The organism is Kitasatospora sp. NPDC008115 (assembly GCF_042957205.1).
GTDB lineage: Bacteria > Actinomycetota > Actinomycetes > Streptomycetales > Streptomycetaceae > Kitasatospora.
This window is the reverse complement of record NZ_JBIBHU010000002.1, coordinates 211,247-236,474: the sequence shown is the minus strand read 5'-3', so window position 1 is coordinate 236,474 and position 25,228 is coordinate 211,247. Positions and strand designations below refer to the sequence as shown.

The 25,228-nt window shown below is 75.2% G+C and carries 17 protein-coding genes; 12 read left to right on the top strand and 5 right to left on the bottom strand.

Annotation, left to right across the window (positions count from 1 at the left end; translation table 11 throughout):
- Positions 1-34: 34 nt before the first annotated feature.
- Positions 35-370, bottom strand: a complete 336-nt coding sequence (locus ACFZBX_RS03375) for an ArsR/SmtB family transcription factor (RefSeq protein ID WP_391531257.1) — start codon at positions 368-370, stop codon at positions 35-37.
- A gap of 100 nt (positions 371-470) precedes the next feature.
- Complete coding sequence (locus ACFZBX_RS03370; protein ID WP_391531256.1) at positions 471-818, bottom strand: hypothetical protein; 348 nt, start codon at positions 816-818, stop codon at positions 471-473.
- Positions 819-1,191: 373 nt separating this feature from the next.
- Between ACFZBX_RS03370 and ACFZBX_RS03365 the strand changes: the two genes are divergently transcribed.
- Positions 1,192-2,844: a cytochrome bc complex cytochrome b subunit gene (locus ACFZBX_RS03365; RefSeq protein ID WP_391531255.1), complete on the top strand. Its 1,653-nt coding sequence runs from the start codon at positions 1,192-1,194 to the stop codon at positions 2,842-2,844.
- Positions 2,845-2,916: 72 nt separating this feature from the next.
- On the opposite strand, the gene ACFZBX_RS03360 is transcribed toward ACFZBX_RS03365, so the two are convergent.
- Complete coding sequence (locus tag ACFZBX_RS03360) at positions 2,917-3,294, bottom strand: hypothetical protein (RefSeq protein WP_391531254.1); 378 nt, start codon at positions 3,292-3,294, stop codon at positions 2,917-2,919.
- A 335-nt stretch (positions 3,295-3,629) separates the two neighbouring features.
- Between ACFZBX_RS03360 and ACFZBX_RS03355 the strand changes: the two genes are divergently transcribed.
- The 11 genes from ACFZBX_RS03355 (at position 3,630) to ACFZBX_RS03305 (ending at position 14,194) form a co-directional block, all read left to right on the top strand.
- The gene (locus ACFZBX_RS03355) at positions 3,630-4,073 is read left to right on the top strand and encodes a hypothetical protein (RefSeq protein WP_391531253.1); all 444 of its coding nucleotides are present in this window, start codon (positions 3,630-3,632) and stop codon (positions 4,071-4,073) included.
- Positions 4,070-5,149 carry a polyprenyl synthetase family protein gene (locus ACFZBX_RS03350; protein WP_391531252.1) on the top strand — a complete coding sequence of 360 codons (1,080 nt, stop codon included), beginning with the start codon at positions 4,070-4,072 and terminating at the stop codon, positions 5,147-5,149. The genes ACFZBX_RS03355 and ACFZBX_RS03350 overlap by 4 nt, the downstream gene beginning before the upstream one ends.
- Before the next feature lie 145 nt (positions 5,150-5,294).
- Positions 5,295-5,966 carry a cupin domain-containing protein gene (locus ACFZBX_RS03345; RefSeq protein ID WP_391531251.1) on the top strand — a complete coding sequence of 224 codons (672 nt, stop codon included), beginning with the start codon at positions 5,295-5,297 and terminating at the stop codon, positions 5,964-5,966.
- Positions 5,963-7,111: a hypothetical protein gene (locus tag ACFZBX_RS03340; RefSeq protein ID WP_391531250.1), complete on the top strand. Its 1,149-nt coding sequence runs from the start codon at positions 5,963-5,965 to the stop codon at positions 7,109-7,111. Before ACFZBX_RS03345 ends, ACFZBX_RS03340 begins: the two co-directional genes overlap by 4 nt.
- Entirely contained in the window at positions 7,108-8,283 is a 1,176-nt protein-coding gene (locus tag ACFZBX_RS03335) for a hypothetical protein (RefSeq protein WP_391531249.1), read from the top strand. Before ACFZBX_RS03340 ends, ACFZBX_RS03335 begins: the two co-directional genes overlap by 4 nt.
- A gap of 29 nt (positions 8,284-8,312) precedes the next feature.
- Complete coding sequence (locus tag ACFZBX_RS03330) at positions 8,313-9,155, top strand: hypothetical protein (RefSeq protein ID WP_391531248.1); 843 nt, start codon at positions 8,313-8,315, stop codon at positions 9,153-9,155.
- 50 nt (positions 9,156-9,205) lie between these two features.
- Entirely contained in the window at positions 9,206-9,778 is a 573-nt protein-coding gene (locus tag ACFZBX_RS03325) for a hypothetical protein (RefSeq protein ID WP_391531247.1), read from the top strand.
- A gap of 85 nt (positions 9,779-9,863) precedes the next feature.
- Positions 9,864-11,600: an asparagine synthetase B family protein gene (locus ACFZBX_RS03320; RefSeq protein ID WP_391531246.1), complete on the top strand. Its 1,737-nt coding sequence runs from the start codon at positions 9,864-9,866 to the stop codon at positions 11,598-11,600.
- 46 nt (positions 11,601-11,646) lie between these two features.
- The gene (locus ACFZBX_RS03315; protein ID WP_391531245.1) at positions 11,647-13,020 is read left to right on the top strand and encodes an aldehyde dehydrogenase family protein; all 1,374 of its coding nucleotides are present in this window, start codon (positions 11,647-11,649) and stop codon (positions 13,018-13,020) included.
- Positions 13,021-13,091: 71 nt separating this feature from the next.
- On the top strand, positions 13,092-13,424 hold the full coding sequence (locus tag ACFZBX_RS03310) for a hypothetical protein (protein WP_391531244.1): 333 nt from the start codon (positions 13,092-13,094) through the stop codon (positions 13,422-13,424).
- 113 nt (positions 13,425-13,537) lie between these two features.
- On the top strand, positions 13,538-14,194 hold the full coding sequence (locus tag ACFZBX_RS03305) for an NADPH-dependent F420 reductase (RefSeq protein ID WP_391531243.1): 657 nt from the start codon (positions 13,538-13,540) through the stop codon (positions 14,192-14,194).
- Between the two features lie 109 nt (positions 14,195-14,303).
- Here ACFZBX_RS03305 and ACFZBX_RS03300 read toward each other — a convergent pair whose 3' ends face one another.
- Positions 14,304-19,835, bottom strand: coding sequence for an amino acid adenylation domain-containing protein (locus ACFZBX_RS03300; RefSeq protein WP_391531242.1), 5,532 nt, complete (start codon positions 19,833-19,835; stop codon positions 14,304-14,306).
- Positions 19,836-19,938: 103 nt separating this feature from the next.
- Positions 19,939-24,936 (bottom strand): amino acid adenylation domain-containing protein, encoded by a 4,998-nt coding sequence (locus ACFZBX_RS03295; RefSeq protein WP_391531241.1) that lies wholly within the window; start codon positions 24,934-24,936, stop codon positions 19,939-19,941.
- Positions 24,937-25,228: the final 292 nt, after the last annotated feature.

Sequence of the window (25,228 nt, the reverse complement as noted above, 5' to 3'; positions counted from 1 at the left end):
CCGCCGCCCGGGGGCTCGACGGCCCCCGGGCGGCTCAACGGCGGTCCAGGGCCGGGCGCCGGTCCCAGTCGGCCGCGAGGCCGGCCATCCAGCGGGCCGTGTCGGCCAGGGCGGCCGGGCGGACGGCGTAGCGCACCTCGCGCCCGGCCCGGTGCCCGGCGACCAGCCCGGCGGCGTCCAGCACCGCGAGGTGCTTGACGACGGCCTGCCGGGAGACCGGGAGCCGCCCGGCAAGGGTGGTCGCGGTGGCCTCGCCCTGGGCGGCGAGCAGGTCGAGCAGCCGGCGGCGGGTCGGGTCGGCGAGGGCGCCGAGCACACCGTCGACCGTCTCGCCGCCGGTGCCGCGGCCGGCCGTCGCGGTGTCGTTCATGGGGCTGCTCCTCGGCCGTCGCCAGCGGTTGCAGCCAGAGGCTGCAACCTCATGGTTGCACGTGGCCCGAGCAGCGGCAATCCGGCGCCGGCCGGCGGGCTCAGCCCCACCACTGCTCGGGGACGGCGGCTGGCTCCGCCCCCTCCGGCCCGTCCGGCGCGGCGACGGCCCGGACGGGACCGCCGGTGACGACCAGTTCGTCGGCCCCCACCTCCGCCACCCGGTAGCCGGACTCGCGCAGCACCGCCGCGACGGTGCCGGTGACCGTCGCCCTGATGCCCTCGGCGGGCGGCCGATCGCCGGCCGGGCCGTCGGCGGGCGGCCAGCCGATCACCACCCCCTGCGGGCCCCGGTCGATCCGCAGGCCGGTGGGCCCGCGTCCGGTGTCGAAGCCGGCCCTGGCCAGGTCGGCTGTCACGTCCTCGAAGAGTTCCCGGTGTTCCACCATTGGCGCAGCGTAGGCCCGCTCCCGCACCCTCCCCCGCCGCGGCGCGCGCCGAAACGCTTCGCCGCGCCGCCAACAGCACCCGAGCGCAGCATCGGCGCCGCGGCCGGGCCCGGGACGGGGCCGCGGACCCCCGGACGGGCCGACACGAGCGGCCGGACGGGCCGATGGACGTGCACAGTCGGCGCGCTCCCGACAGCATGACAGAGTAAGCGCTCCATCACTTTGAGCAACGGGGCGGCGGGTCGCCGGATCCGCGCGCCGGCCTGCCCGGCACCCCCGTATCGAGAGGTCCGATGATCACATCACTCCATCGGCCGGCCGTCTCGCGGCCGGGCGCCCAGGACGTGCCGCGGCGGACGCCGGGGAGCCCGTCGTGAGAGCCGAGCAGCAGCCGAGCCCGGGGCCGGCCACCAGCACCCGCGCGGCGCCCGCCAACAAGGCCGAGGCCCTCGCCGACTGGACCGACGGACGCCTCGGCATCTACGCCCTGTCCAAGTCCAACCTGCGCAAGATCTTCCCGGACCACTGGTCCTTCATGCTGGGCGAGATCTGCCTCTACACCTTTCTGATCATCATCCTGACCGGCGTCTGGCTGACCTTCTTCTTCGTCCCGTCGATGGGCGAGGTGACCTACGAGGGCAGCTACATCCCGCTCAAGGGCATCCGGATGTCGGAGGCCTACGCCTCCACGCTGAACATCAGCTTCGAGATCCGCGGCGGCCTGCTGATCCGCCAGATCCACCACTGGTCCGCGATCGTCTTCGTGGCCGGCATGTTCACCCACATGTTCCGGGTCTTCTTCACCGGCGCGTTCCGCAAGCCCCGCGAGATCAACTGGCTGTTCGGCGCGGGCCTGCTGATCCTCGGCATGTTCGACGGCTTCATGGGCTACTCGCTGCCCGACGACCTGCTCTCCGGCACCGGCATCCGGTTCATGGAGGGCGCGGTGCTCGCCGTGCCGATCGTCGGAACGTACTTCGAGATGTTCATGTTCGGAGGCCAGTTCCCGGGCTCGATCATCGTGCCGCGGCTCTTCACGGTGCACATCCTGCTGATCCCGGGCATCATGCTGGGCCTGCTGGTGGCCCACCTGATCCTGGTCTTCTACCACAAGCACACCCAGTTCGCCGGACCCGGCCGGACCAACGACAACGTGGTCGGCATGCCGCTGATGCCGGTCTACATGGCCAAGGCCGGCGGCTTCTTCTTCCTGGTCTTCGGCGCGGTCTCGGCGATGGCCGCGATCGCCACCGTCAACCCGATCTGGGCGTACGGCCCCTACCGGCCCGACCAGGTGTCCACCGACGCCCAGCCGGACTGGTACATGGGCTTCTCCGAGGGCCTGATCCGGATCATGCCGGGCTGGGAGATCGGCCTGTGGGGCCACACGCTCGTGATGGGCGTCTTCGTGCCGCTGATGATCTTCCCCCTGATCCTGGTGGCGATCTGGGTCTACCCGTTCCTGGAGGGCTGGATCACCGGGGACAAGCGCGAGCACCACATCGCCGAGCGGCCGCGCAACGCCCCGGTGCGCACCGCCTTCGGCGCCGCCTGGATCACCCTCTACGTGATCCTGCTCGCCGCCGGCGGCAACGACCTGCTGGCCACCCACTTCCACCTGTCGATCAACGCGATCACCATCGCGGCCCGGATCGGCTTCTTCGTCGGCCCGGTGATCGTCTTCGTGATCACCAAGCGCTGGTGCCTGGGCCTCCAGCGCCGGGACCGGGAGAAGGTGCTGCACGGGCGCGAGACCGGCGTCATCAAGCGGCTCCAGCACGGCGAGTTCGTCGAGGTGCACGCGCCGCTGGGGCAGGACCGGCTCTACACGCTCACCTCGCACGACCAGCCGCAGCCGGTCGTGCTGCCGCCCGAGGTGGACGAGAACGGGGTGGCCCGCAAGGTGTCGATCTGGACCCGGGCCCGGGCCAAGCTCTCTCGCGGCTTCTACGGCGAGGGCGCCCAGATCGCCAAGCCGACCGCCGAGGAGCACGAGGAGGTCACCAGCGGCCACGGCCACCACTGACCGCCGCGCGCACGGGCCCGCCGCGCACCCGAGGGGTGTGCGGCGGGCCCGTGCGCGCCCGGTGGCGGGCCGTCAGCCGCGCAGCGCCACCGGGAGGACGGCGAGCAGCGCGGCGGCGAAGGCCACCGACAGGCAGACCGCCGCCCAGCGGGCGCAGATCCGACGGCACTCGGCGCGGTAGCGGGCGGCCAGTTCGCGGCAGCGGCCGACGGCCCGGTCGACGACCTCCTCGGCGTACCGGAGCCGGTCGTCGGCGTAGGCGCGCTCCAGCGCCTCGCGGTCGTCCTCCGGGAGCCAGGGGAAGAGGCCGGCGAAGGCCCGGGCGTCCCGCTCGGCCGCCGCGACCTCCGCCTCCCAGGCGAGGTAGCCCTCCAACCTCGCGATCTCCGCTCCGGTGTCGACCACCGACCGGACGCTCCGCGCCTTCGGCGGACGCTGCCTGCCACCCATGACCGCTCCCTGTCCCGTGCCGTACCCCCGGCGGATCGCTCCGCGACCAGGCCATCACTACCAGTGACCGGCGGGCGCCCGGCCGCCGACTCGCCGGACCGCCGCACCGGGCCCCGGGAGCCGCCCGGGCGGCAGGCGGCGCGCGCTCCGCGTCGCACGCCGGGCTTGCGACCGCGCACCACGGCACGCGCCCACGCCGGACACCACTCCCGTGCCGCCGTGGACACGCTCCGCACACGGCCGTGTACCATCGGCGATCAAGAGGGCGCCCGGGCGGCGCCGCACCGGCCCGCCGTCCCCGGCCCCCGGCCGGGACGTGAACCAGGAGGTCAGCCATGCCCGACGCCGGTCGGTTCAGCGAGTTGGGCGAGCAGGGCTCGCGCGCGGTGATGGAGGCGGCGGCCGTCCTGGAGCGCGAGCTGGCCGCCGGGATCTCCGACGCCAAGGTGGCGACGGAGCGCCTGGCCGACGAGCACCGGGTCGACCAGGAGGAGTTCGACCAGCTGGTGCACCGCGTCTCGGAGAACACCCACCAGCTCATCGACGCGGTCAGCGAGCGGGTGCTCGCCGGCACCGGCGGCGAGGTCTCCGAGCACGCCCGGCGGCTCACCGCCAACGCCCATGACGTCCTCGACCTGCTGCTCCGGCTCGGCTCGCTCGCCCCCGGCCTCGCCAACCGCGGTCTCCAGGACGCCTTCGGACCGCAGCACGCCGCCCGCCCGGCCGACGGCGCCGGCGGCGCGCCCGGCACCGGGCCGGACGAGCGGCCCCGGGGGTGACGACCCAGGCCGCCCCTCCCGCCCTCGGCGCGCCCCTGGTCGAGCACGTGCTGGCCCGGTACCGCGAGCGGACCGTCGCCGAACTCCTGCGCCACATCCCCGAGCAGAGCCCGCCCTACCTCTACGAGCTGGCCGCCGACTACCCGACGCGCCCCTGCAAGGGCCTGCGCGCGGCGCTCTGCCTGGCCACCTGCGCGGCCTTCGGCGGGCGCTCCGAACGGGCGCTCAACCCGGCCGTCACCGTGGAGCTGTTCCACAACGGCTTCCTCGTCCACGACGACATCCAGGACGGCAGCGAGCTGCGCCGCGGCGCGCCCACCCTGCCCGCCCGCTACGGCGTCGAGGTCGCACTGAACGTCGGCAACGCGACCAACCTGCTCGGCCTGCGCCGGGTGATGGCCAACCGGCGCGGACTCGGCGGGGAGCTGGCCTGGCGGCTTTTCGAGGAGACCGAGCTGATGTGCCGCCAGTCCCTGGAGGGCCAGGCGCTGGAGATCGCCTGGATCCGGGACAACGTCTGCGAACTGACCGGCACCGACTACTACCGGATGTGCCTGAAGAAGACCTCCTGGTACACCTTCCTCTACCCGTGCCGCTCCGGCCTGCTGGTCGCCGAGGGAGCCGGTGCCGACGCCGACCGGCTGGACCGGTTCGGCTGGTACCTGGGCGCGGCCTTCCAGATCCAGGACGACGTGCTCAACCTGGCCGGGGAGGCCGAGGAGTACGGCAAGGAGATCGCCGGGGACCTCTGGGAGGGCAAGCGCACCCTGATGCTGATCCGGCTGCTGGAGCGCGCCACCCCCGCCGAACGGGCCCGGGTGGTGCGCCATCTGAGCCTCACCCGGGCACAGCGCGGCCCCGGCGCGGCCGAGGAGGTGGCCTGGCTGCTGGAGCGGATGACGGCCTACGACTGCGTGGCGCACGCCCGGGAGGCGGCGGCCGGGCTGGTGGCCGCCGCCGGGCGGGAGGTCGCGGCGGTGCTGGCGACGGCGCCGGAGCCGGCCGACGAGGAGGCGGCGCAGGCCCTGGCCTTCCTCGCGGCGCTGCCGGACTTCGTGGTGGCCCGCGGCCGTTGATTCCGCGTCAGCGCACCGTTCTGGGCGTTGTCACCCCGGTTGCGTAGGATCCGCAACGCCGGTCCCCGAGCGGGGGAACCGGCCGCGCGGCGGTCCGCGTCACCGGGGATGACGTCGCACAGGTCGAGGTGGGGGTGGGTGGCCGATGTCCGTACGGTCCGGTCTGCGGGAACTCGAACGACTCGCCGGGCGGCTGCCGGCCGGAGCGGAGCTGTACCGGCTGCGCCCGGACGGCCGGGTGCTGCTCGCGGACCGCGACGGCGCCCGTGAGCTGGGGCCGGAGTCCGCGCACGGCCCGGCCGGTGAGGATCTGCTGCGGTTCATCGACGAGGGCCAGTTCGCCCACTACCTGGTGGGCGACGCCAAGACCTCGCCGGAGCGGCCGTCGAACGCCACGTACAAGCTCGGCATCGTCGCGCCGCGCAGCGCCTTCACCCCGCACGCGCACGGCGGCGAGCACCTGGTGCTCAGCCTCGGCCACGCCGCCTGCGGCCTGTACGACGCCGAGCGGCGCCGGGTGGTCGACCTGCCGCTGACGCCCGGGATGCTGATCCGGATACCCGAGCTGATGCCGCACTCCTTCGCCAACCGGGGGCGCGAGCCGCTCAACATCCTGGCCGCCAACACCGGGTACGGCATCGACCACGAGGACTACGCGATCACCGCGGCGGAGGCCGAGCGCCGTTCGGAGGACGAACTCGCCGAGGCGCTGCGGGCGGTGGAGCGCGGGCAGCGGATCGGGCCGGTCGGCCGGCGGGAGCGGCTGGCCGCCGGGCTGCGCAGGCTGGCGGCGGCGCTGGAGGGGTCCGCGCCATGATCTGCCCGCGCTGCGAGGCCCGGCTGCTCGCCCGCGAACGCACGGCCCTGACCTGCGGCCGCTGCCGTCAGCCGTTCGCCCTGGAGCCGAAGCTGGCCAAGGGTCTGCAGGACCTCCGGCTGACGCGCACCGTCGAGCGGCTCGGCGACGAGGGGCGGATCGTGCTGACGGTCGACCAGCTCCGCTGGGCGTTCGAGGAGCGGGGCCGGCCGGCGGCCCTGCCCCGCGAGGTGCCGCCGGGGCGGCCGGGCGCCCCCTTCTTCGACGGCGTCGGCGACGTGACCGGCGGCCTCGTCCTCGCCGTCGTCTCACTGGCCACCTCCTACTTCCTCGGCGTCCACGTGCCCGCCGCCATCGTGCTCACCATCCTGGCCGCCTGCTTCGGCCTCGGCCTGATCGCGACGATGGCGCGACCGGCGTTCCGGCTGCTGCGGCGCCGGCGGATCGAGGAGCGCTGGAAGCAGGACCTCCGCGCCTGGGAGCAGTGGCGGGACGCCCTGTGGCGGGAGCAGGACAAGTGGACCGCGCCGCTGGCCGACCGGACCCGCTGGAGCGTCGGGGAGTTCCAGGGCATGGTCGTGAACCGGTGGAAGCAGGTCTACGGCGGCCTCCCGGCGGGCGTGGTCGAGGACTCCGCCGTCACGCCCGTCGTGCCGCAGGGCCCGCCGGCCCTCGCGGTGCTCTGCCCCGACCCGACGGTGACCGCCTTCCTGCACGCCAACGCCTTCCCGGAGCGGCACGGGGCACTGATCGTCGCCACGCCCGGGGAACTGCCCGGGGACCTGCCGGTGGTGGTGCTGCACGATGCCTCGCCGCAGGGCTGTCTGCTGGTCGCCGAGGTCCGCGCCGCGCGGCCGGACCACCCGGTGGTGGACGCCGGACTGTCGGCGCGCGCCGTCCTGACGGCGGAGGACCGCGCCGTCCAGCTGTTCGTGCACCAGCGGCGCGAGCCGCTGGAGGAACTGCTGCGGGGGCTGCCCCGGCTCACCGGGGCGGAGCGCGACTGGTTCGCGGCGGGCCTGTGGAGCCCGCTCGCCGCCGTTCCGCCCAAGCGGCTGCTGGCGATGGCCGAGCGGGCCGCCGAGCGGGCGCTGAACCGCCATGTCGGATTCCTCAGCTGGCCGGTGCCGGAGGTGCCGCGATGATCTGCCCGCACTGCTCGAAGAACCTGCTCCAGCGCCAGCGCCCCAAGCGCCGGTGCTCCTACTGCCGCGCGGAGTTCGCGCTGGATCCCAAGCTCGACGGTACCGGCCTGCACGACCTGCGGATCCGCAAGGTGACGGAGAGGCTCTCCGACGGAGGCCGGCTGACCGTCACCAGCGGGCAGCTGAACTACGCCCTGCAGCACCGGGGCCGGCCGCCGCAGAGGTTCCGGGGCGACAAGGGCAACGCCGTCTCGATGATCGGCTTCGGCGTGATCGGGCTGCTGGTGGGCAGCGCGCTGCTGGACGCACCCGGCTTCGCGCTGGTGCTGGTACTCGTCGCGCTCACGCTGATCGGCTTCGGCACGCGCAGCTGGATCCTGTCCGCGATGCCCGCGCCGGACACCTCGGTGGAGTCACGCTGGACCCGGGAGGAGTTCCAGGACACCGTGCTGAACCGCTGGCGGACGGTCTACGGCACACTGCCCGCCGGACTGGTGGAGGACACGCTGGTGCGGCCCGGACCACCGCCCACCGCCCCGGCGTTCGCCCTGCTCTGCCCGGACCTCACCGTCCGCGTGTTCCTTCGCGCCAACGGCTACCCCGAGCGCCACCGCGCGCTGATCGTCAACAACCTGCGGGCCGTCCCGGCGGGACTGCCGCTGGTGGTGCTGCACGACGCCTCGCCGCAGGGGCACCTGCTGGTCGCCGAGGCCCGGTCCGCGCGCCCCGGCCTGCGGGTGCTGGACGCCGGGCTGTCGGTGCGCACGGTGCTGGTCGACGAGCACAAGTACACGCTGCTGCGCGACCTGGACCGGCCGCGGGAGCTGACCGCGCGGCTGGAGCGCGAGGCGCCCGAGCTGACCGCGAGCCAGCGCGACTGGTTCGCCGCCGGCTGGTGGACCCCGTTGGCCGCGCTGGCGCCCAAGCGGCTGATGGCCGTCGCCGACCGGGCCGCCGAGCGGATCACCGCGCCGCCGGCGCCCCGGGACCCTGCGGCCCTCCGCAGCGGGCCGGTGCGCTCTCCGGCCGCGGGCCGGCCGGAGAACCCGCTGGAGACCCGCCGCCGGGCGCTCGCCGTGGGCTTCATGACCTGGCCCGAGCCCGGGGCGGGCGACGTGTCCGAGGGCGGGGGCCGACCGGACGGCCCCGATCCGCGCAGGGGCCCCGCGTGACGGCGGGGACGAGGAGAGGCAGGAACCCCATGACGCTGCGTCCACTGCTGGACGGCGCGCTGACCGTCGCCGCCACCCGGGCCGGGGCGCCCGGCGGGCTGCGGTACACCGAGCGGCAGCTCTACTACGAGCTGTGCCGGGTGCTCCAGCCGCTGCACGCCGGACCGCGCCGGATCCCCTACACGCTGGCGCCGCCGGTCCGCTACGCCCGGTTCGCGGCCGCGCTCGCCGCGCGCCGCGAGGAGCTGCCCGGCCTGCTGCCGCCGCCCGCGCCCCGGCCGGCCGCCCCGCGGGGGGCCGCGGGCACCGAGCCCGACCTCTACGACTACGGGCTGCCCCGGCTGCTGGTCTGCCAGAGCCCGGAGATCACCGCGATGCTGCTCGCCAACGACCTGCACCTGGAGGCCGCCTGCCCGATCGTCGCGGCCGGTGAACTCCCGCTGGACGAGAGGCTGGTGGCCGGGCTGGAGCGGGCCGGGGGCGCCGTGGTGCACGTGCTTCACGACGCCAGCCCGTCGGGGCTCACCTGCTTCGAGGACGTCCGGGCCGCGTACGGGCCGGACGCCGCGCGCAACGTCCGGGTGCGCTCGATGGGCCTGGTGCCCCGGCACGCCGCCACCCTGCACCTCACCTCCGGGCGCGGCCCGCACGGCTACCGGGGACCGCTGCCCGCCGGGCTGCGCCCCGAGGAGCGGGCCTGGCTGGGCAGCGGGCGCACCATCGAGCTGGCCGCCGTCGCCCCGGCCCGGCTGCTGCACACCGTGATCCGCCAACTCCGCGGCGCGGGCACGGCCGGCCCGCGCCGCACCCCGCTGCGCCGGCGCGTGCGCACCGCCCGCGGCAGCGGCTTCCTCAGCTGGCCCACCGGCTGAGCGCCCGACCCCGCCCGACTCCCGTCCCGATCCGTGAGGACCCCGCACCCATGAGCAACGCACGCCACCTCGGCTACCGCGACGAACTGCTGGCGGACGGCCAAGTGCACCGCCGGTACGAGGACGGCCGCAGCGAGTGGCGCCGGCGCGGCACCGACCGGCAGATCCACTGGCACGACAGCCTCGGCCGCTCCGGCACCGACGAACCCCTGGGCCGCGACCTGGTGAAGCGCCGGTACGCGGACGGCGCCACCGAGTACGGCCGCGACATCGGCTACGGCCGCACCGTGTGGGGCGGCGGGCTGGTCACCCTCAACCGCAGCTCCTTCGGCGGGCGGCTCGGGGTCGTGGTCGGCGCCCTCGGCGTGGCCGGCGTCGCCGCGATCACGGCCGCACAGCTGCCGCCGGACGCCCTGTCCGAGGACGAGGAGGAGGAACTGCGCGCGCAGGCCCGGCAGCAGGCCTCCACCTCCAGCGGCGGGGGCGGTGACGCCGGTGGGGAGGCGGTGGTGGGCCACGACGACCCCGCGGCCGGCGACCCGGACGGCGACCCGGCCGACGCCGACGACTTCGGCGACTGGAACGACTCCGACGACGGCTGGGACGGCGACGACTTCGGCTGAGCCGCCACCGGAACCCGGCCCCGCCCCGCCCCGCCGCACCCCGCCCCGGCGCGGGCCGCCCCTCGACGAAAGGCACCGCACCACCATGCCCCGCTGCTGCGCCTGCGCCGGCCCCGACGCCGACCGGGCCCGCGCCCACCTCGCCGCACTCACCGGCTCCCCCGCGCCCGACGGCGCGCAGGCCGCCCTGCTCCCCGCCGAACCCGGCTTCGCCACCGGCCCGTTCACCGTCGACGGCACGACCGCCGTCGGCGAGGTCACCCTGCACAACCGGCCCGAACTGCTCGCCGCGCTCACCGCGGCCGGCTCCCCCGCGCCCGCCGGCTGCCCGGACGGCGAGCTGCTGCTGCGCCTGTGGCTGCGGCTCGGCGCGGACGGACTGCGGCGGGCCGACGGCATGTTCGCGCTCGCCGTCGTCGACGGCGCCGACCTCGTCCTGGTCCGCGACCACACCGGCACCCGCACCCTGTTCTACGCCCGCGCCGACGGCTGCTGGGCCGCCTCCACCTCGCTGCGCGCCCTGCGCCACTGGCCCGCCCTCGGCACCGGCCTCAACCTGGCCGCCGTCCGCTCCTTCCTCACCTTCGCCTACCTGCCCGGCGAGGAGACCCTGCTGCGCGGCGTCCACGAGGCGCTGCCCGGGCGGGTGCTGCGCCTGGCCGCCGACGGCACCGCCCGCCAGGAGCCGTTCTGGGAGCCCGCCGAGCGGCTGCCCGAGGGCGGGGCGCCGCCCGCCGAGGTGTACGCGCGGGAGCTGCGCGCCCTGCTCGAACAGGCCACCGCGCGGCGGCTGCCGGCCGGCGAGGCGGTCGGGGTGCTGCTGTCCGGCGGCGTGGACAGCTCGCTGGTCACCGCGCTCGCCGCCAAGCTGCACGACCACCCGGTGCACACCTACTCGATCAGCTTCGGCGACCGGCTGCCCAACGAACTGGGGTACTCCGGGCTGGTCGCCGACCACTGCGGCACCCGGCACCGGGTCCTCACCGTCTCCGGCGAGGAGGTCGCCGCCCGGCTCGCCGACACCGTCGCCCTGTTGGACAGCCCGGTCGGCGACCCGCTGACCGTCCCCAACCTCATGCTCGCCGAGGCCGTCGCCGCCGACGGACTCACCGTCTCGCTCAACGGCGAGGGCGGCGACCCGGTGTACGGCGGGCCGAAGAACCTGCCGATGCTGGTCCACGAGATGCACCGGGACGACCCGGCCCCCGAGGCGCGGGCCGAGGCCTATCTGCGCTCCTACCGCAAGTGCTACGAGGACCTGCCCCGGCTGCTCACCGCCGACGCCCTGCGCGCCCTGGCCGGCGAGCCGCAGCCGCGCCGCTTCGTCGCCCCGTACCTGACGCCCGGCCCGATGAACGCGCTGCTCAACCAGCTGCTGCACTGCAACCTGCGGACCAAGGGCGCCCACCACATCCTCACCAAGGTCGAGCGGCTCACCGCCTCGCGCGGGGTGCAGGGCCGCTCGCCGCTGTTCGACCGGCTGGTCGTCGACCACGCCTTCGCCACCCCGCCGACCCTCAAGCTGCGCGGCACGGTGGAGAAGTGGGTGCTCAAGGAGGCCGTCCGGGACCTGCTGCCCGCGGCGGTCGTCGACCGGCCGAAGAGCGGCATGCGGGTGCCGGTCCAGCAGTGGCTGCACGGGCCGCTGCGCGAGCTCTCCGGCGAGCTGCTGCTCGGCCGCACCGCGCGCGAACGCGGACTGGTCCGCCCGGACACCGTCCGCACCTGGATGCGGCGCGAGGGCACCCTGCTGCCGCGCCAGGGCGGCAAGCTCTGGCTGGTGCTCACCCTCGAACTCTGGCTGCGCGCGTACGACCTGTGACCCGCTCACCCGATTCCCCTGCTGCCCCGGCCCGGGAGGCCCCGTCATGGCACCGACCACCAACACCCCCGAAGCACCCGAAGCACCCGAAGCACCCGAGCTCCACCTGACCGACCCGCGCACCGGCCACACCCGGGGCACGCTCGTCCCGGCGCGCGCCGGTCAGGTCGCCGGGACCGCCGCCCGCGCCCGGGCCGCCGCCCCGCGCTGGCGCGCGCACACCCCCCGCGAGCGCGAGCGCCGCCTCGACGCGCTGGCCGACCTGATCGAGCGCCACCTCACCGAGTACACCGTCCTGGAGCAGGCCGGCACCGGCAAACCCGAGGCGGAGGCCGCCGCCGAGATACGCGAGGTCGCCGACCTGTTCCGGTTCTACGCGGGCGCCGCGCGCGCCGGCACCGCGCCCGCCGCCGGCCGCTACCTGCCGGGCCACGAGAGCTGGGTGCGCTGGGAGCCGGTGGGCGTGGTCGCGGCCGTAGTGCCGTGGAACTACCCGCTGCTGATGGCCGCCTGGCGCGCCGCCCCGGCGCTCGCCGCCGGGAACACCGTCGTCGTCAAGCCCGCCGAGACCACCCCCGACTCGGCGACGCTGCTCGCCGCGCACGCCGCCGAGGCGCTCGGCGAGGGCGTACTCACCGCCCTGCCCGGTGACCGCGAGACCGGCCGGCTGCTGGTCACCGCCGACGTCGACCTCATCGCCTTCACCGGCAGCGCGGCCGCCGGCGCCGACATCGCGGCCCGGGCCGGGCACCGCCGGGTCAGCCTCGAACTCGGCGGCAACAGCCCCGTCCTGGTGCTCCCGGACGCCCCCGCCCACACCTGGTCCGCGCTCGCCGCCGCCTGCACCTACAACGCCGGGCAGAGCTGCGCCGCCCCGGCCCGGGTGATCACCCTCACCGGGCACTACGAGCGGACCGTCGAGGCACTCGCCGCCGCGCTCGCCGAACGCGAGGCCGGCCGCGACTTCGGCCCGCTCAACAACCCCGACCAGGCCGCCCGTTACGACCGCATCCTCGCCGCCTCGGCCGCCAAGCGCTCCCCGGCCGCGCCCGGCCGCGCCGACGGCCTCTGGCGCCCCGCCCGGCTGCTCGCCGACCTGCCGGACGACGACCCCGCGGTGCTGGAGGAGGTGTTCGGCCCGCTGCTCACCGTCCAGCACGCCCCGACCGTCGACGCGGCCCTCGCCCTCGCCAACGCCGTCCCGCAGGCCCTCGGCGCCAGTGTGTGGACCGCCGACCTGTCCGCCGCCCTCGACCTCACCGCCCGCCTGAACGCCGGTGAGACCTGGATCAACTGCCACCTCGCGCAGTCCGCCGAACTCCCGCACGGCGGCCGCGGCGCCTCCGGCCAGGGCACCGACCTGTCGGTCCTGGCCCTGCACGAGTACCAGCGCCCCAAGACGGTGACGGCCCGGCTCTGAGTACTCCGCACACCCCGGTCTGAGTACCCGACCCCTGCCCGGCGGCCCGTTCGCCGGGCAGGATCGGGGCCATGACGAGGACAACGGCCCCCGAGCGGGGCGACTGGTCACGGGTGCCGTCGTTGTCGACCCTGGTCACCACGGCCTGCCTGATGTTCGTGCTTCCGCTGCGCGGGTTCGCCGAGATGGCGACCGACCCCTGCTACGAGCCCGGCTCCTGTCCGCGCACTCACGCCGCTCTCGCCCTCGCCGACCGTCTACTGCTGGCCGCCGTCCTCCTGACGGCCCTCCAGTGGCCCCTCGCCTACCTGTCCCGCCGCGCCCGCCTCCCGGCGGGACTCGCCCCCGGCCTCACCCTGCTGGCCGTGGTGGTCGTGCTGTTCACCCTTGAGCCCGGGGCCTGATCCCGGCCGCGGGGACGTGGGGGGTCACCCGTTCGCGCGGTTCGGCGGACGGGCGGGCCCCGGTGCCCTATGGTCGGTGCGGCAAGTGGTCCGAGTGACAGGGGGTACGGCTGGTGCGGTACGGAATCATCGGGACGGGCGGGGTCGCGCGGACGATCGCGGACAGGCTGGTGGCGCTCGGCCACGAGGTGACGCTCGGCTCGCGCAGCAAGGACAACGAGGCAGCCGTGGCATGGGCCGCGCAGGCCGGGGCCACCGGCCACCACGGCACCTTCGCGGACGCCGCGGCGTTCGGCGAGGTGGTGGTCAACGCCACGCCGGGGACAGTGGCGGTGGAGGCGCTGCGGGCGGCGGGGGCTGAGCACCTGGCGGGCAAGCTGCTGGTCGACCTCTCCAACCCGCTGGTCTTCTCCCCCGAGGGCGAGCTGACGCTGGACCCGGTGAACACCGACAGCGTCGGCGAGCGGATCCAGCGGGAGTTCCCCGAGGCGCTGGTGGTGAAGACCCTCAACACGCTGACCGCGCCGCTGATGGTGGACCCGTCCCGGCTGGAGGGCGAGCACAACGTGTTCGTGGCCGGGAACGACGCGGACGCCAAGGCGCGGACGGTGGCACTGCTGGGCTCCTTCGGCTGGCCGGCGGAGTGGGTGATCGACCTGGGCGACATCACGGGGGCCCGGGCGATGGAGATGACGATGCCGTTCTGGATCCGGCTGATGGGGGCGTTCGGCACCACGGAGTTCAACTACTCCTTCAAGCGCGCCCGGTAGCGGCCCGCCGGCACACGGAGGCGCCCCCGTCTCCTCCTCCGCGGAGGAGGAGACGGGGGCGCCTCCTGTCGTGCTCGTGCTCGTGCCCGTGCTCGTGCTCGTGCTCGTGCTACCGGCGGACCGTCGAGGCGTGCACCCGGTCGTCCGAGTCGTCGTCCTCGACCGGTTCGGGCGTGCCCGACGGGCGCGGCACCCGGACGGCGCCGGGGGCGCGGCGGCCCTTGCGGGCGGCCTCGGCGAGGGCGAGCTGCCGGTCGGCCTCGGCCTGGATGGCGTCCTTGTCGCCGATCTCGGCGTCCGGCAGCGCGTCCGGGAGGATGTCCTCCAGCAGGCGCAGCGGCCGGTAGGCGAGGCCCAGCAGACCCCAGACGAAGAGCACCACGCCGACCACCACCAGCAGCAGGCCGGCGCCGCGGCCCGGTCCGGTGCCGAGCACCAGGCCGACCGTGTCGGCGAGCGCGCCGCCGGGGCGCATCAGCGGCTCGAAGACGTGGTCGGAGAGCGGGCCCGCGGTGAGGAAGCCGAGCGGCATCATCGACATGGCCAGCATCTGGTTGGTGGCCAGGACGCGGCCCTGGAGCTCCATGCCGACCTTGGTCTGGATCAGCGACATCCAGTGCGAGTTGAGGATCATCATGGCCGCCCAGAGGACGAAGAGTCCGCACGCGGTGAGGGCGGTCTCGGGGCGGCTGCCGGTGAGGACGGCGGCGAGGCCGACCACCGAGGTGAAGCCGATCATGCCGACGGTGCGGCGGCGGGTGCCGCCCCAGAGTCCCATGACCAGGGCGCCGATCATCGCGCCGAGGCCGCCGAGGGCGGTGATGACGCTGAGCTGGAAGGGCGTTCCGGTGGCCAGCACCATCGGGGTGATCAGCACCGTGGCGACGGCGAACAGGTAGTTGAACACCACGAAGAAGACCACCATGGCGACCAGGCTGTGCCGGCGTGCGATGTACCGCCAGCCGGTGACCACCTCGCGCAGCAGCGGCTCCTCCTGCTTGTCGAACATGGCGTCCGGGAAGCGGACCAGCAGCAGGCAGGTGACGCCGATGAGGAAGGTGGCCATGTCGAACAGCACGACGCCGTGCAGGCCGACCATGGAGACCAGCACACCGCCGGCCAGGATGGCCATCATGTCGCCGGCGCCGGTGCCCAGCTGGGCGAGGCCGTTGGCCTGGCCGAGGTAGCGCTTGGGCACCAGTTGGGTGATCGCGGCAAGGTAGGCGGGCCGTTGGAAGGCTCCACAGGTGGAGCCGATGCAGGCCACGATGTAGATGTGCCAGATCTCCAGGAGGTCGGCCCAGAGCAGCAGGCCGAGGCTGAGCATGCCCGCGGCGGCCACGGTGTCCGTGGCGATCATGATCTTGCGCCGGTCGACCCGGTCGGCGAGCGCGCCGGCGATCGGCAGCAGCAGGACGGCCGGCAGCACCGCGATGAACGAGATCATCGCGAAGTCGAAGGCCGAGTTGGTCTGCTGGTAGACCCAGACGCCGAGGGCGAAGGTGGAGAGGCTGGTGCCGATCATCGAGACGAACTGGCCGATCGCCACCTTGGCGAAGATGCCCAGTTCGGCACGGGCGGCCGGGCGCTTGACCGCGGCCGGGTCGGATATCGCGCCGGTGGCGGAGAACTCCGCTATCACCCGGGCGAGCTCGTCGGCCTGGTGCTTGAGGAAGTAGTGCCCGGCGCGCGGGACGACCGCGAGGTCGACGCTGTCGCCGAAGTGCTCCCACTCGGCGTACCGCTCCTCGTAGAGCTGGGTGGCGCGGTCCTTCTCGCCGACCACGCACAGGATCGGGGCGTCGATCTTCGCGGGCCGCTCGTCGCCGTAGGCGCGGGTGTAGAAGTCCTCGGCCTGCCGGACGTCGTGGCGCAGCGCCCGGACCAGGAAGTCCTGCTCGGCCTGGTCGTAGACGTCGGTGAAGCCGCCCATGGCGCGCAGGTACTCGAGGTAGCCGCGGTTGGAGAGCACCCGGTCGCCCGGCATCCGGCGCGCCATCCACTCGGCGAAGCGGCCGGGCAGCCGGGCGGCGGGGAAGGTGCCGCCGAGGGCGAGGCCGCGCAGGTCGACGCCGGCCGCCTCCAGCCGGGAGCCGAGGGCGGTGGCGAGCGCGCCGCCCAGGCAGTGGCCGTAGAGCAGGACCGGGCCCTCGACCTTCTCCAGCACCTGGGCGGTCAGCGTGTCGGCGAGCTCGTCGAGATCGGCGAGCTCGTCGTCGGGGCGGCTCGGGTCGTGGCCGGGCAGCTCGACGGCGTACAGCCGGTGCCCGGCGGGCAGCGCGTCGGCGAGCGGCTGGAAGGTGATCGGGCTGCCGCCGCCGTAGGGGACGCAGACCACGTTGATCCCGGCCGGGGCGTTGCCGCGGGTGAGCTTGTGCAGCAGGGTGCGCGGGCCCTCGTCGGCGGTGCCGGCGGCCCGGGCGTCGATCAGCGCGGCGAGTTCGCGGACGGTGGGGTGCTGGAAGAGGTCGATGACAGACAGGCCGCCACCGATCAGGCGCACGGCGCGCACGGCGGAGAAGGAGTCGCCGCCGAGCGCGAAGAAGTCGTCCGCCGCACCGATCTCGGCGGCCTCCAGCACCTGCCGGTAGACGTCGGCGACCGCGTGCTCGGAGTCGGTGGTCAGCTCGCCGCCGCCGGAGACCGGCTGGGCGGCGACCGGCTCGGGCAGGGCGGCCCGGTCGACCTTGCCGTTGGCGTTCAGCGGCAGGGCGTCCAGGACGACCAGGGCGGCCGGGACCATGTAGTCGGGCAGCCGGGTGCGCAGCGCGGCGCGCAGCTCGCCCGGGTCGGGCGCGGCGGCCGGGTCGGCGGGCACCAGGTAGCCGACCAGGGAGCGGGCGGCGCCCTCGCCGCGGGCGACCACGACGACCTCGCGCACCTCGGGGCGGGCGGTCAGTTCGGCCTCGACCTCGCCGATCTCGACCCGGAAGCCGCGGATCTTGACCTGGTGGTCGATCCGGCCGAGGAACTCGATCGCACCGTCGGCGCGGCGGCGCACCAGGTCGCCGGTGCGGTAGGCGCGGCGGCCCTCGATCTCCAGGAAGCGCTCGGCGGTGAGGTCGTCGCGGCCGAGGTAGCCGCGGGCGACGCCGCCGCCGGAGACGTACAGCTCGCCGGGGACGCCGACCGGGACGGGGCGGCGGCGGGCGTCCAGCAGGTGGGCGCGGACGTTGCCGAACGGCCGGCCGAGCGGCGCGGTGGCCGCGTCGCCGAGATCGGCGGGCACGGGCGTGCCGAGCATCGAGACGGTGGTCTCGGTGGGCCCGTAGTGGTTGTGCAGCGGCAGGTCCGGCCGGGCGGCGCGGATCCGGGCCACCAGGTCGGGCCGCAGCGCCTCGCCGGCGCAGATGAGCAGCCGGGCGGGGAGGATCGCGCCGAGGCCGGTGCCGTGCGCGGCCAGGCCCTCCAGGTGGCTGGGGACCAGCTTCATGGCGTCGATCCGGTGCTCGGCCGCGTAGGCGGCGAAGGCGTCCGGGTCGGTGGCCTGGTCGCGGGTCAGCAGGTGCAGGCAGCCGCCGCCGGTGAGCGCGCCGAACACGTTGGTGGTGCCGAGGTCGGCGGCGAAGGTGGAGACCAGCGCCCAGTTCCAGCCTTGCTGGTCGCCTCCGATCCGCTCGCGCAGGCCGTGCAGGTAGTTGAGGTAGTTGCGGTGTTCGACGGCGACGCCCTTGGGCGCGCCGGTGGAGCCGGAGGTGAAGATCAGGTAGCAGAGGTGCTCGGGGCGGACGTCCGCCCCGGGCGCCTCGGCGCGCTCCTCGCCGTTCGGGACGACCACCGGCAGGTCGCCGGTGAGCCGCTCGCGCAGGTCCTCGGTGGTGACGACGGCGGCGGCGCCGGCCGCGTCGAGCAGGCCGTGGATGCGCCCGTCGGGGTAGACCGGGTCGAGCGGCAGGTAGGCGCCGCCGGCCTTGAGGATGCCGAGCATGCCGACGACCAGGGCGGCGGAGCGTTCGACCAGCAGGCCGACCGGGCGGTCCGGGCCGACGCCGTGCGCGCGCAGCCGGTGGGCCAGCGCGTTGGCGCGCCGGTCGAGTTCGGCGTAGCTGAGCACGCCGTCGGCGCCGCGCACGGCGGGCGCTTCGGGGGTGCGGCGGGCCTGCTCCTCGACGAGGCCGTGCAGGGTGGCGTCGAGGTCCCAGCCGCGCAGGGTCTCGTCGTCCCAGGCGGCGAGCTGCCGCTGCTCGGACGGGGTGAGCAGGGGCAGGTCGGCGAGCGGGCGGTCGGGGCCGGCGGCCATCGCGTCGAGCACCGTGGTGAGGTGGCCGAAGACCCGGCGGACGGTGGCCTCGTCGTACAGCTCGGTGCGCCAGATCAGGTCGGCGGCGAGTTCGCCGCCGGTGTCGACGACGGCCACCGAGAGGTCGAACTTGGCGGTGTCGGTGCTGACCGGCCGCCAGTGGACGCCGTGCCCGGGGAGCTCGGGGCGGGCCTCGGCCTGGTTGTGGACGTTGAGCAGGACCTGGAACAGCGGGGTGTGGGCGAGTTCGCGCTCCAGGCCGAGGGCGTCGATCAGCCGCTCGAACGGGAGGTCCTGGTGGCCGTAGGCGCCGAGGGTGGCGTCCTTGACGCGGTCCAGGAGTTCGCGCACCGTCGGGTCGCCGGAGAGGTCGGTGCGCATCGCCAGGGTGTTGACGAAGCAGCCGACCAGCGGCTCGGTCTCGCTGCGGGTGCGCCCGGCGATCGGGGTGCCGACGGTGATGTCCTCGCTGCCGGTGTAGCGGCCGAGGACGGTCTGCAGGGCGGCCAGCAGCACCATGTAGACGGTGGTGCCGGTCTGCTCGGCGAGGGTGCGCACGCGCCGGCTTCGCTCGGCGCCGAGTTCGGCGGTGAACCGGGCGCCCGCGGTGCCGGCGACGGCGGGCCGCGGCCGGTCGGCGGGCACGGTGACGGTGGCGGTGGCGCCGCGCAGGCGCTCCTGCCACCAGGCCTGCTGGCGGTCGAGTTCGGCGGCGAGTTCGGTCCGCTGCCAGTGCGCGACGTCCGCGTACTGGACGGGCAGCGGCTCGAACGCCGGGGCGGCGCCGGTGCGCCGGGCGCCGTAGGCGGTGGCGAGGTCGCCGAAGAGCACGCCGATCGACCAGCCGTCGGCGGCGATGTGGTGCAGCACCAGGCTGAGCACGGCGCCGTCGCCGGTGCGCAGCAGGGCGGCGCGCAGCGGCAGGTCGGCGGCGAGGTCGAAGGGGCACTGGGCCTCGGTCTCCAGCCAGGCGTCGACCTGGTCGGCGGGGACGTCGGCGGTGGTGAGGGTGAGGCGGTCGGCGGGCAGCACCGCGGGGCGCACCTCGCCGTCGGCCTCCGGGTAGACGGTGCGCAGCACCTCGTGCCGGGCGACGACGTCGACGAGGGCGGCGCCGAGGGCGGCCTCGTCGGGTTCGCCGTCGAGGTGCAGGGCGAGCGGGATGTGGTAGGCGGCGCTGTCCGGCTCGTACTGGGCGAGGAACCACATCCGGCGCTGGGCCGAGGAGAGCGGCACCGGAGTGCCCTCGGGGCGCGGGGTGATGGTGTGGCGCTCGGCCGTGCCGGCCGCGGCCGCCGCCTTGGCGGCCTTGGCCTTGGCGAGGCGGCGGCGCAGCAGTTCCTGCCGTCTGACGGCGGGATCCGGTTCCGGGACGGTCCCGGCGGTGTTCTGGTCGGTCATGCGCTCTCCCCCGTTCGGGCGCCGGTGTCGCCGGCGGCCGGGCGTGCGTTCTTGGTTCCGGGCTCCCCGGTGTTGCCGGTGGTTCCGGATTCGGTGCGGTGGGTCACTGGGCGCTCCCGGCGGTCTCGTTGAGGTCGAGGCCGTCGAGGTCGCCCAGCCCGTCGAGGTCGAGGTCGTCGATCTCCTCCAGCAGGCGCTCCTCGACCCGGCGGGCCAGGGCGGCCAGGGTCCGGTCCTCGAAGACGACGCGCAGCGGCAGTTCGGTTTCGAAGGTGTCCCTGATCCTGGCGAGCAGCCGGGTGGCGAGCAGGGAGTGGCCGCCGAGCGCGAAGAAGTCGTCGTGCCGGGAGACCCGTTCGACCTTGAGGACCTCGGTCCACAGGTCGGCGAGCAGTTCCTCGCAGTCGCCCTCGGGTGGTGCGCCGGCGCCGCCGAGCTGCGGCACGGGCAGGGCGGCCCGGTCGACCTTGCCGGCCGGGGTGAGCGGCAGCGCGTCGAGCAGGACGAGGCCGGCGGGGACCATGTAGTCGGGCAGCCGCTCGATCAGGGCGGTGCGCAGCGCGTCCTCGGTGAGGCCGGGGGCGACGGCGTAGCCGGCCAGGGCCGGTCCGGCCGGGGTCTCGATCAGCCGGGCGGCGCCCGCGCCGACGCCGGGGACGGCGGTGAGCGCGGCCTCGATCTCGCCCAGCTCGATGCGGAAGCCGCGGAGCTTGACCTGGGCGTCGGCGCGGCCGTGGTACTCCAGGCGGCCGTCGGCGCGGCGGCAGGCGAGGTCGCCGGTGCGGTACATCAGGGCGCCGTCGGTGCGGCCGGGTTCGGCGGTGAACCGTTCGGCGGTCAGGTCGGGCCGGCCGCGGTAGCCGAGCGCGACGCCGGCACCGGCGATGCACAGTTCGCCGATGCCGTTGACCGGCACGCTCTGCCCGGAGCTGCCGAGCAGGTGCAGCCGGGTGTTGGCGATGGGCGCGCCGAGGGCCACCACGCCGCCGTGGGCGGCGAGTTCGGGGGTGACCCGCTGGACGGTGGACCAGACGGTGGTCTCGGTCGGGCCGTACAGGTTCCACAGGGCGCCGGTCCGGTCGAGCAGGGCGCGGGCGAGGTCGGCGGTGAGCGCCTCGCCGCCGCACAGGGCGGTCAGCCCGGGGCGGCCGGCCCAGCCGGCCTCCAGCAGCATCCGCCAGGTGGCGGGGGTGGCCTGGAGGTGGGTGACGCCCTGCTTCTGGACCCAGGCGCCGAGCGCGGCGCCGTCGGTGGCGGTGGCGCGGTCGGCGATCTCCACCCGGGCGCCGGTGACCAGCGGCAGCCACAGCTCCAGGCCGGCGATGTCGAAGGTGACGGTGGTGACGGCGGCCATCACGTCCCGCCCGGTGAGGCCGGGTTCGCGGCCCATCGAGGTCAGGAAGTTGACGATCGCCCGGTGCGGCACGGCGACGCCCTTGGGGCGGCCGGTGGAGCCGGAGGTGTACAGCAGGTAGGCCGGGTCCTCGGGGCCGACGGTGACGGCGGGCGCCCCGGTGGGGGCGGCGGCGTGCTCGGGGCCGTCCACCAGGACGCTCTCGCGGCCGTGCAGCAGTTCGTCGCCGGCCGTGGCGCTCTCGGCGACCAGCAGGGTGACGCCGGCGTCGTCGAGCACGCCCCGGTTGCGGGCGAGCGGCTGGTCGACGTCGAGCGGCAGGTAGGCGGCGCCACTGCGCAGCACGCCGAGCAGGGCGACGGGCAGCAGGCGGCCGCGTCGCACCGCAACGGCGACGAGGCTGCCGGGGCCGGCGCCGCGGGCGGCCAGCAGGTGGGCCAACCGGTCGGCGGCGGCGTCGAGTTCGGCGTAGCTGAGAGTGCCGTCGGCGGCGGACACGGCGGGCGCGTCCGGGGTGCGGGCGGCCTGGGCGGCGACCAGTTCGTGCAGCCGGGCGTCGGGGATCGGCGCCTCGGTGCGGTTGACCGGCTCGTCGGCCGCGACCTCGTCGGCGGAGAGCATGGCGAGCTCGCCGAGCGGGCGGTCGGGTTCGGCGACGGCGGCGGCGAGCAGCGCGACCAGGTGGTCGAGCGCGGCGCGCACGGACCGCTCCTCGTAGCGGGAGGTCCGGTACTCGGCGGACAGCAGCGGGCCGTCGGCCGGGAACTCCAGGAACAGCGAGAGGTCGGTCTTGGCGGTGCTGTTGCACACCTCGGCGACGAACGTCAGGTCCAGGCCGGGCAGCTGGACGCCGGCCACCGGGTGGTTCTGGACGGCGAGCAGCACCTGCGAGATCGGCGAGGAGGTGAGACCGGGCGAGCCGCCGTAGCGCCGGGCGTGGTCCACGAAGGGGTGGCCGGTGTGATCGGCGGCCTCCAGGACGACCGGGCGGACCCGGGCGACCAGCTCGCGGAAGGTGTCGGCACCGGCCACGTCGAAGCGCAGCGCGACGCTGTTGATCAGCGAGCCGATCACCGTCTCCAGCTCGGGCACCGGGCGGACGGCGAAGGGGCTGAGCACGGCGACGTCGGTGCGGCCCGTGTAGCGGTGCAGCACCCCGCCGAGCGCGGCGAGCACCACCATGTAGAGGCTGGCCCCCTCCTGGGCGGCCCACTTCCCGACGCCCTCGACGAACCCGCTGTCCAGCCGACGGGCGATCCGGCGGCCGGCGACGTCCTGCGGGTTGGGGTGCGGGCGGTCACCGGGCAGGAACTGGTCGCCCTCGACGCCGCGCAGCCGCTCGCCCCAGCGCTCGCCGCCCTCGCGGCCGGCCTCGACGTCGCGCAGCTCCCAGCGTGCGACGTCCGACAGCTGGATCGCGGGTTCGGGCAGTTCGCCGTCCCGCAGGGCCCGGGCGGCCTCGGCGAGCAGCAGCCCGGCGGCCCAGCCGTCCGCCGCGGCGTGGTGCACGGTGAGCAGCAGTTCGTGCCGGTCCGTGTCGGTCCGCACGGCGAGGGCCCGCAGCAGCCGGCCGCCGGCGAGGTCGAGCGGGCGGGCGGCCTCGGCGCGCAGCGCGTCGTCGATCGCCTCCTCGTCGGCCACCTGCCCGTGGAGGCCGGTGAGGTCGAGCAGCGGCACCTCGACCGGGTACGGCGGGCGGACCTCGGCGACGGCGTCGTCGTGCTCGCTCGGGTTCTCGGCGCCGTACAGGGCGGTGCGCAGCGCCTCGTGGCGGCGGACCACCTCGGTGAGCGCGCGGCCGAGGGCCTCGCGGTCCAGGGCGCCCTCGGCGCGGATCCGCACCGGCACGTTGTAGAGCGGGCTGCCGGGCTGCACGGACTCGTGCAGCCACAGTTCGCGCTGGAACTCGGTGGCGCGGGCGGGCAGGTGGGCCTCGCGCTTCGGGGGTTCCACGGAGGCCCGTCCGCCGCCGCCGTTGGCGACCCGCACGGCGAGGGAGGCGATGGTCGGGGCGGCGAAGAACTCGGCGAGCGGCACCCGGGTGCCGAACTCGCGCTCGATCCGGGCGAGCAGGCCCGCGGCGAGCAGGGAGTGGCCGCCGAGGTCGAGGAAGACGTCGTGGACGCCGACCTCGGGGACGCCGAGCAGGCCCTGCCAGAGCTCGGCGATCCGGGCCTCGACGGGGGTGCGGGGGGCGACGAACAGCTCGTGCCCGCCGCGGCTGCGGGCGACCGGGGGCAGCGCCTTGCGGTCGGTCTTGCCGTTGGGGGTGAGCGGCATCGCCGCCAGGACGGCGACGGCCAGCGGCACCATGTAGCCGGGCAGGGCGGCGGCGCAGTGGGCGCGCAGCTCGGCGGGCGTCGGCTCGGCGGCGCCGGGGGCGGGCTGGACGAAGGCGGCCAGGTAGTCGCCGGCCTCGTCGCGCTGGACGACGGCGGCGGCGGCCTCGACGGCGGGGTGGCCGGCGAGCACGGCCTCGATCTCGCCGAGCTCGACGCGGAAGCCGCGGACCTTCACCTGGTGGTCGACGCGCCCGTGGTACTCCAGGTCGCCGTCGGGCAGCCGGCGGACCAGGTCGCCGGTGCGGTAGCAGCGCAGGCCGTCGACGTGGACGAAGCGCTCCTCGGTGAGGTCGGGGCGGCCGTGGTAGCCGCGGGCCAGGCCCTCGCCGGAGAGGTAGAGCTCGCCGATGCCGCCGTCCGGCACGGGGGCGCGGTGCTCGTCGAGGACGTGGCCGAGGGTGCCGTCGAGCGGGCGGCCGATGACCGGCTCGCCGTCCGTGTCGCGGGCGACCAGCGACCAGGTGGAGTAGACGGTGTCCTCGGTGGGCCCGTACAGGTTGTAGAGGCGCTCGACGTGGGGCTGGTCGTAGACCTTGTCGGCCACGTGGCGGGGCAGCGCCTCGCCGGCCAGGTTGACCACGCGCACGGTGCCCGGCAGACCCCCGCCGCCGGGAAGGCCGTCGCCGCGCAGCAGCGCCGCCATGGCGCTGGGCACGGTGTTGACCAGGGTGACCTCGTCCCGGGCGGGCAGCTCGGGCAGGGCGAGGACGTTCTCGGCGACGACGATCGTGCCGCCGACGGAGAGCGGGAGGAACAGCTCGTACACCGAGATGTCGAAGCACACGGAGGTGCCGAACAGCACGCCGGCGAGGTCGGCGGCGGTGTAGGTGCCGGCGGCCCAGCGGAGCATGGCGTTGACGCCGCGCTGGGTGACCGAGACGCCCTTGGGGCGGCCGGTGGAGCCGGAGGTGTAGAGCACGTAGGCGAGCGCGTCGGTGGCGGCGTCGCCGGTGGTGGGCCGCCCGGCAGCCGGGTCGAGCGGGGCGGCGGGGCTCTCTCCGTCGACGTACAGGAGGGTGGCGCCGGCGCCGTTCAGCAGGTGCTCGTGGGCGCGGTCGGTGACCACCACGGGGGCCTGCGCGTCGCCGATGACCAGTTCGAGGCGGTCGCGTGGGTACGCCGGGTCGAGCGGTACGTAGGCGCCGCCGGCCCGCAGCACCGCCAGCAGGCCGACCACGAGGTCCGCCGTCCGCGGTAGGCAGACCCCGACCAGTGTCTCGGCGCGCACGCCGGCGGCGGCCAGCCGGCCCGCCATCGCGTCGGCCGCGGCGTCCAGCTCACGGTAGGTCAGCCGGCGCGTGCCGTCGATCACGGCGGTGGCGTCCGGGGTCCGTCCGACCTGCGCGGCTATCAGGGCGGCCAGTGGTGCGGCCGGATCCAGCGGGGGAAGTCCCGTCGAACTCATCAATCTCTCCCGAGGGTGCTGCTGCATCGACTTGTGGTCGGCGAGAAATGGGCGGTGTGCCCTGGGAGATGGTGGGGTAAAGATCTACGAATCACCAGCACATTTCCGCCACTCGTTCGATATGCCGGAAAGATCACCCTCTTCTCCCCCGTCAGCGGTGCTGAAGCGTGACGGTTCGTTGGCGATTTCTTACAGATTGTCAGCCCGCCCGACGCCTCCTTGGCAGAGTCAGTTCGGACCGCTACCGTTCTCGCCAACGGTCCGTCAGCTACGGCACACGTGCGCCCTGCCG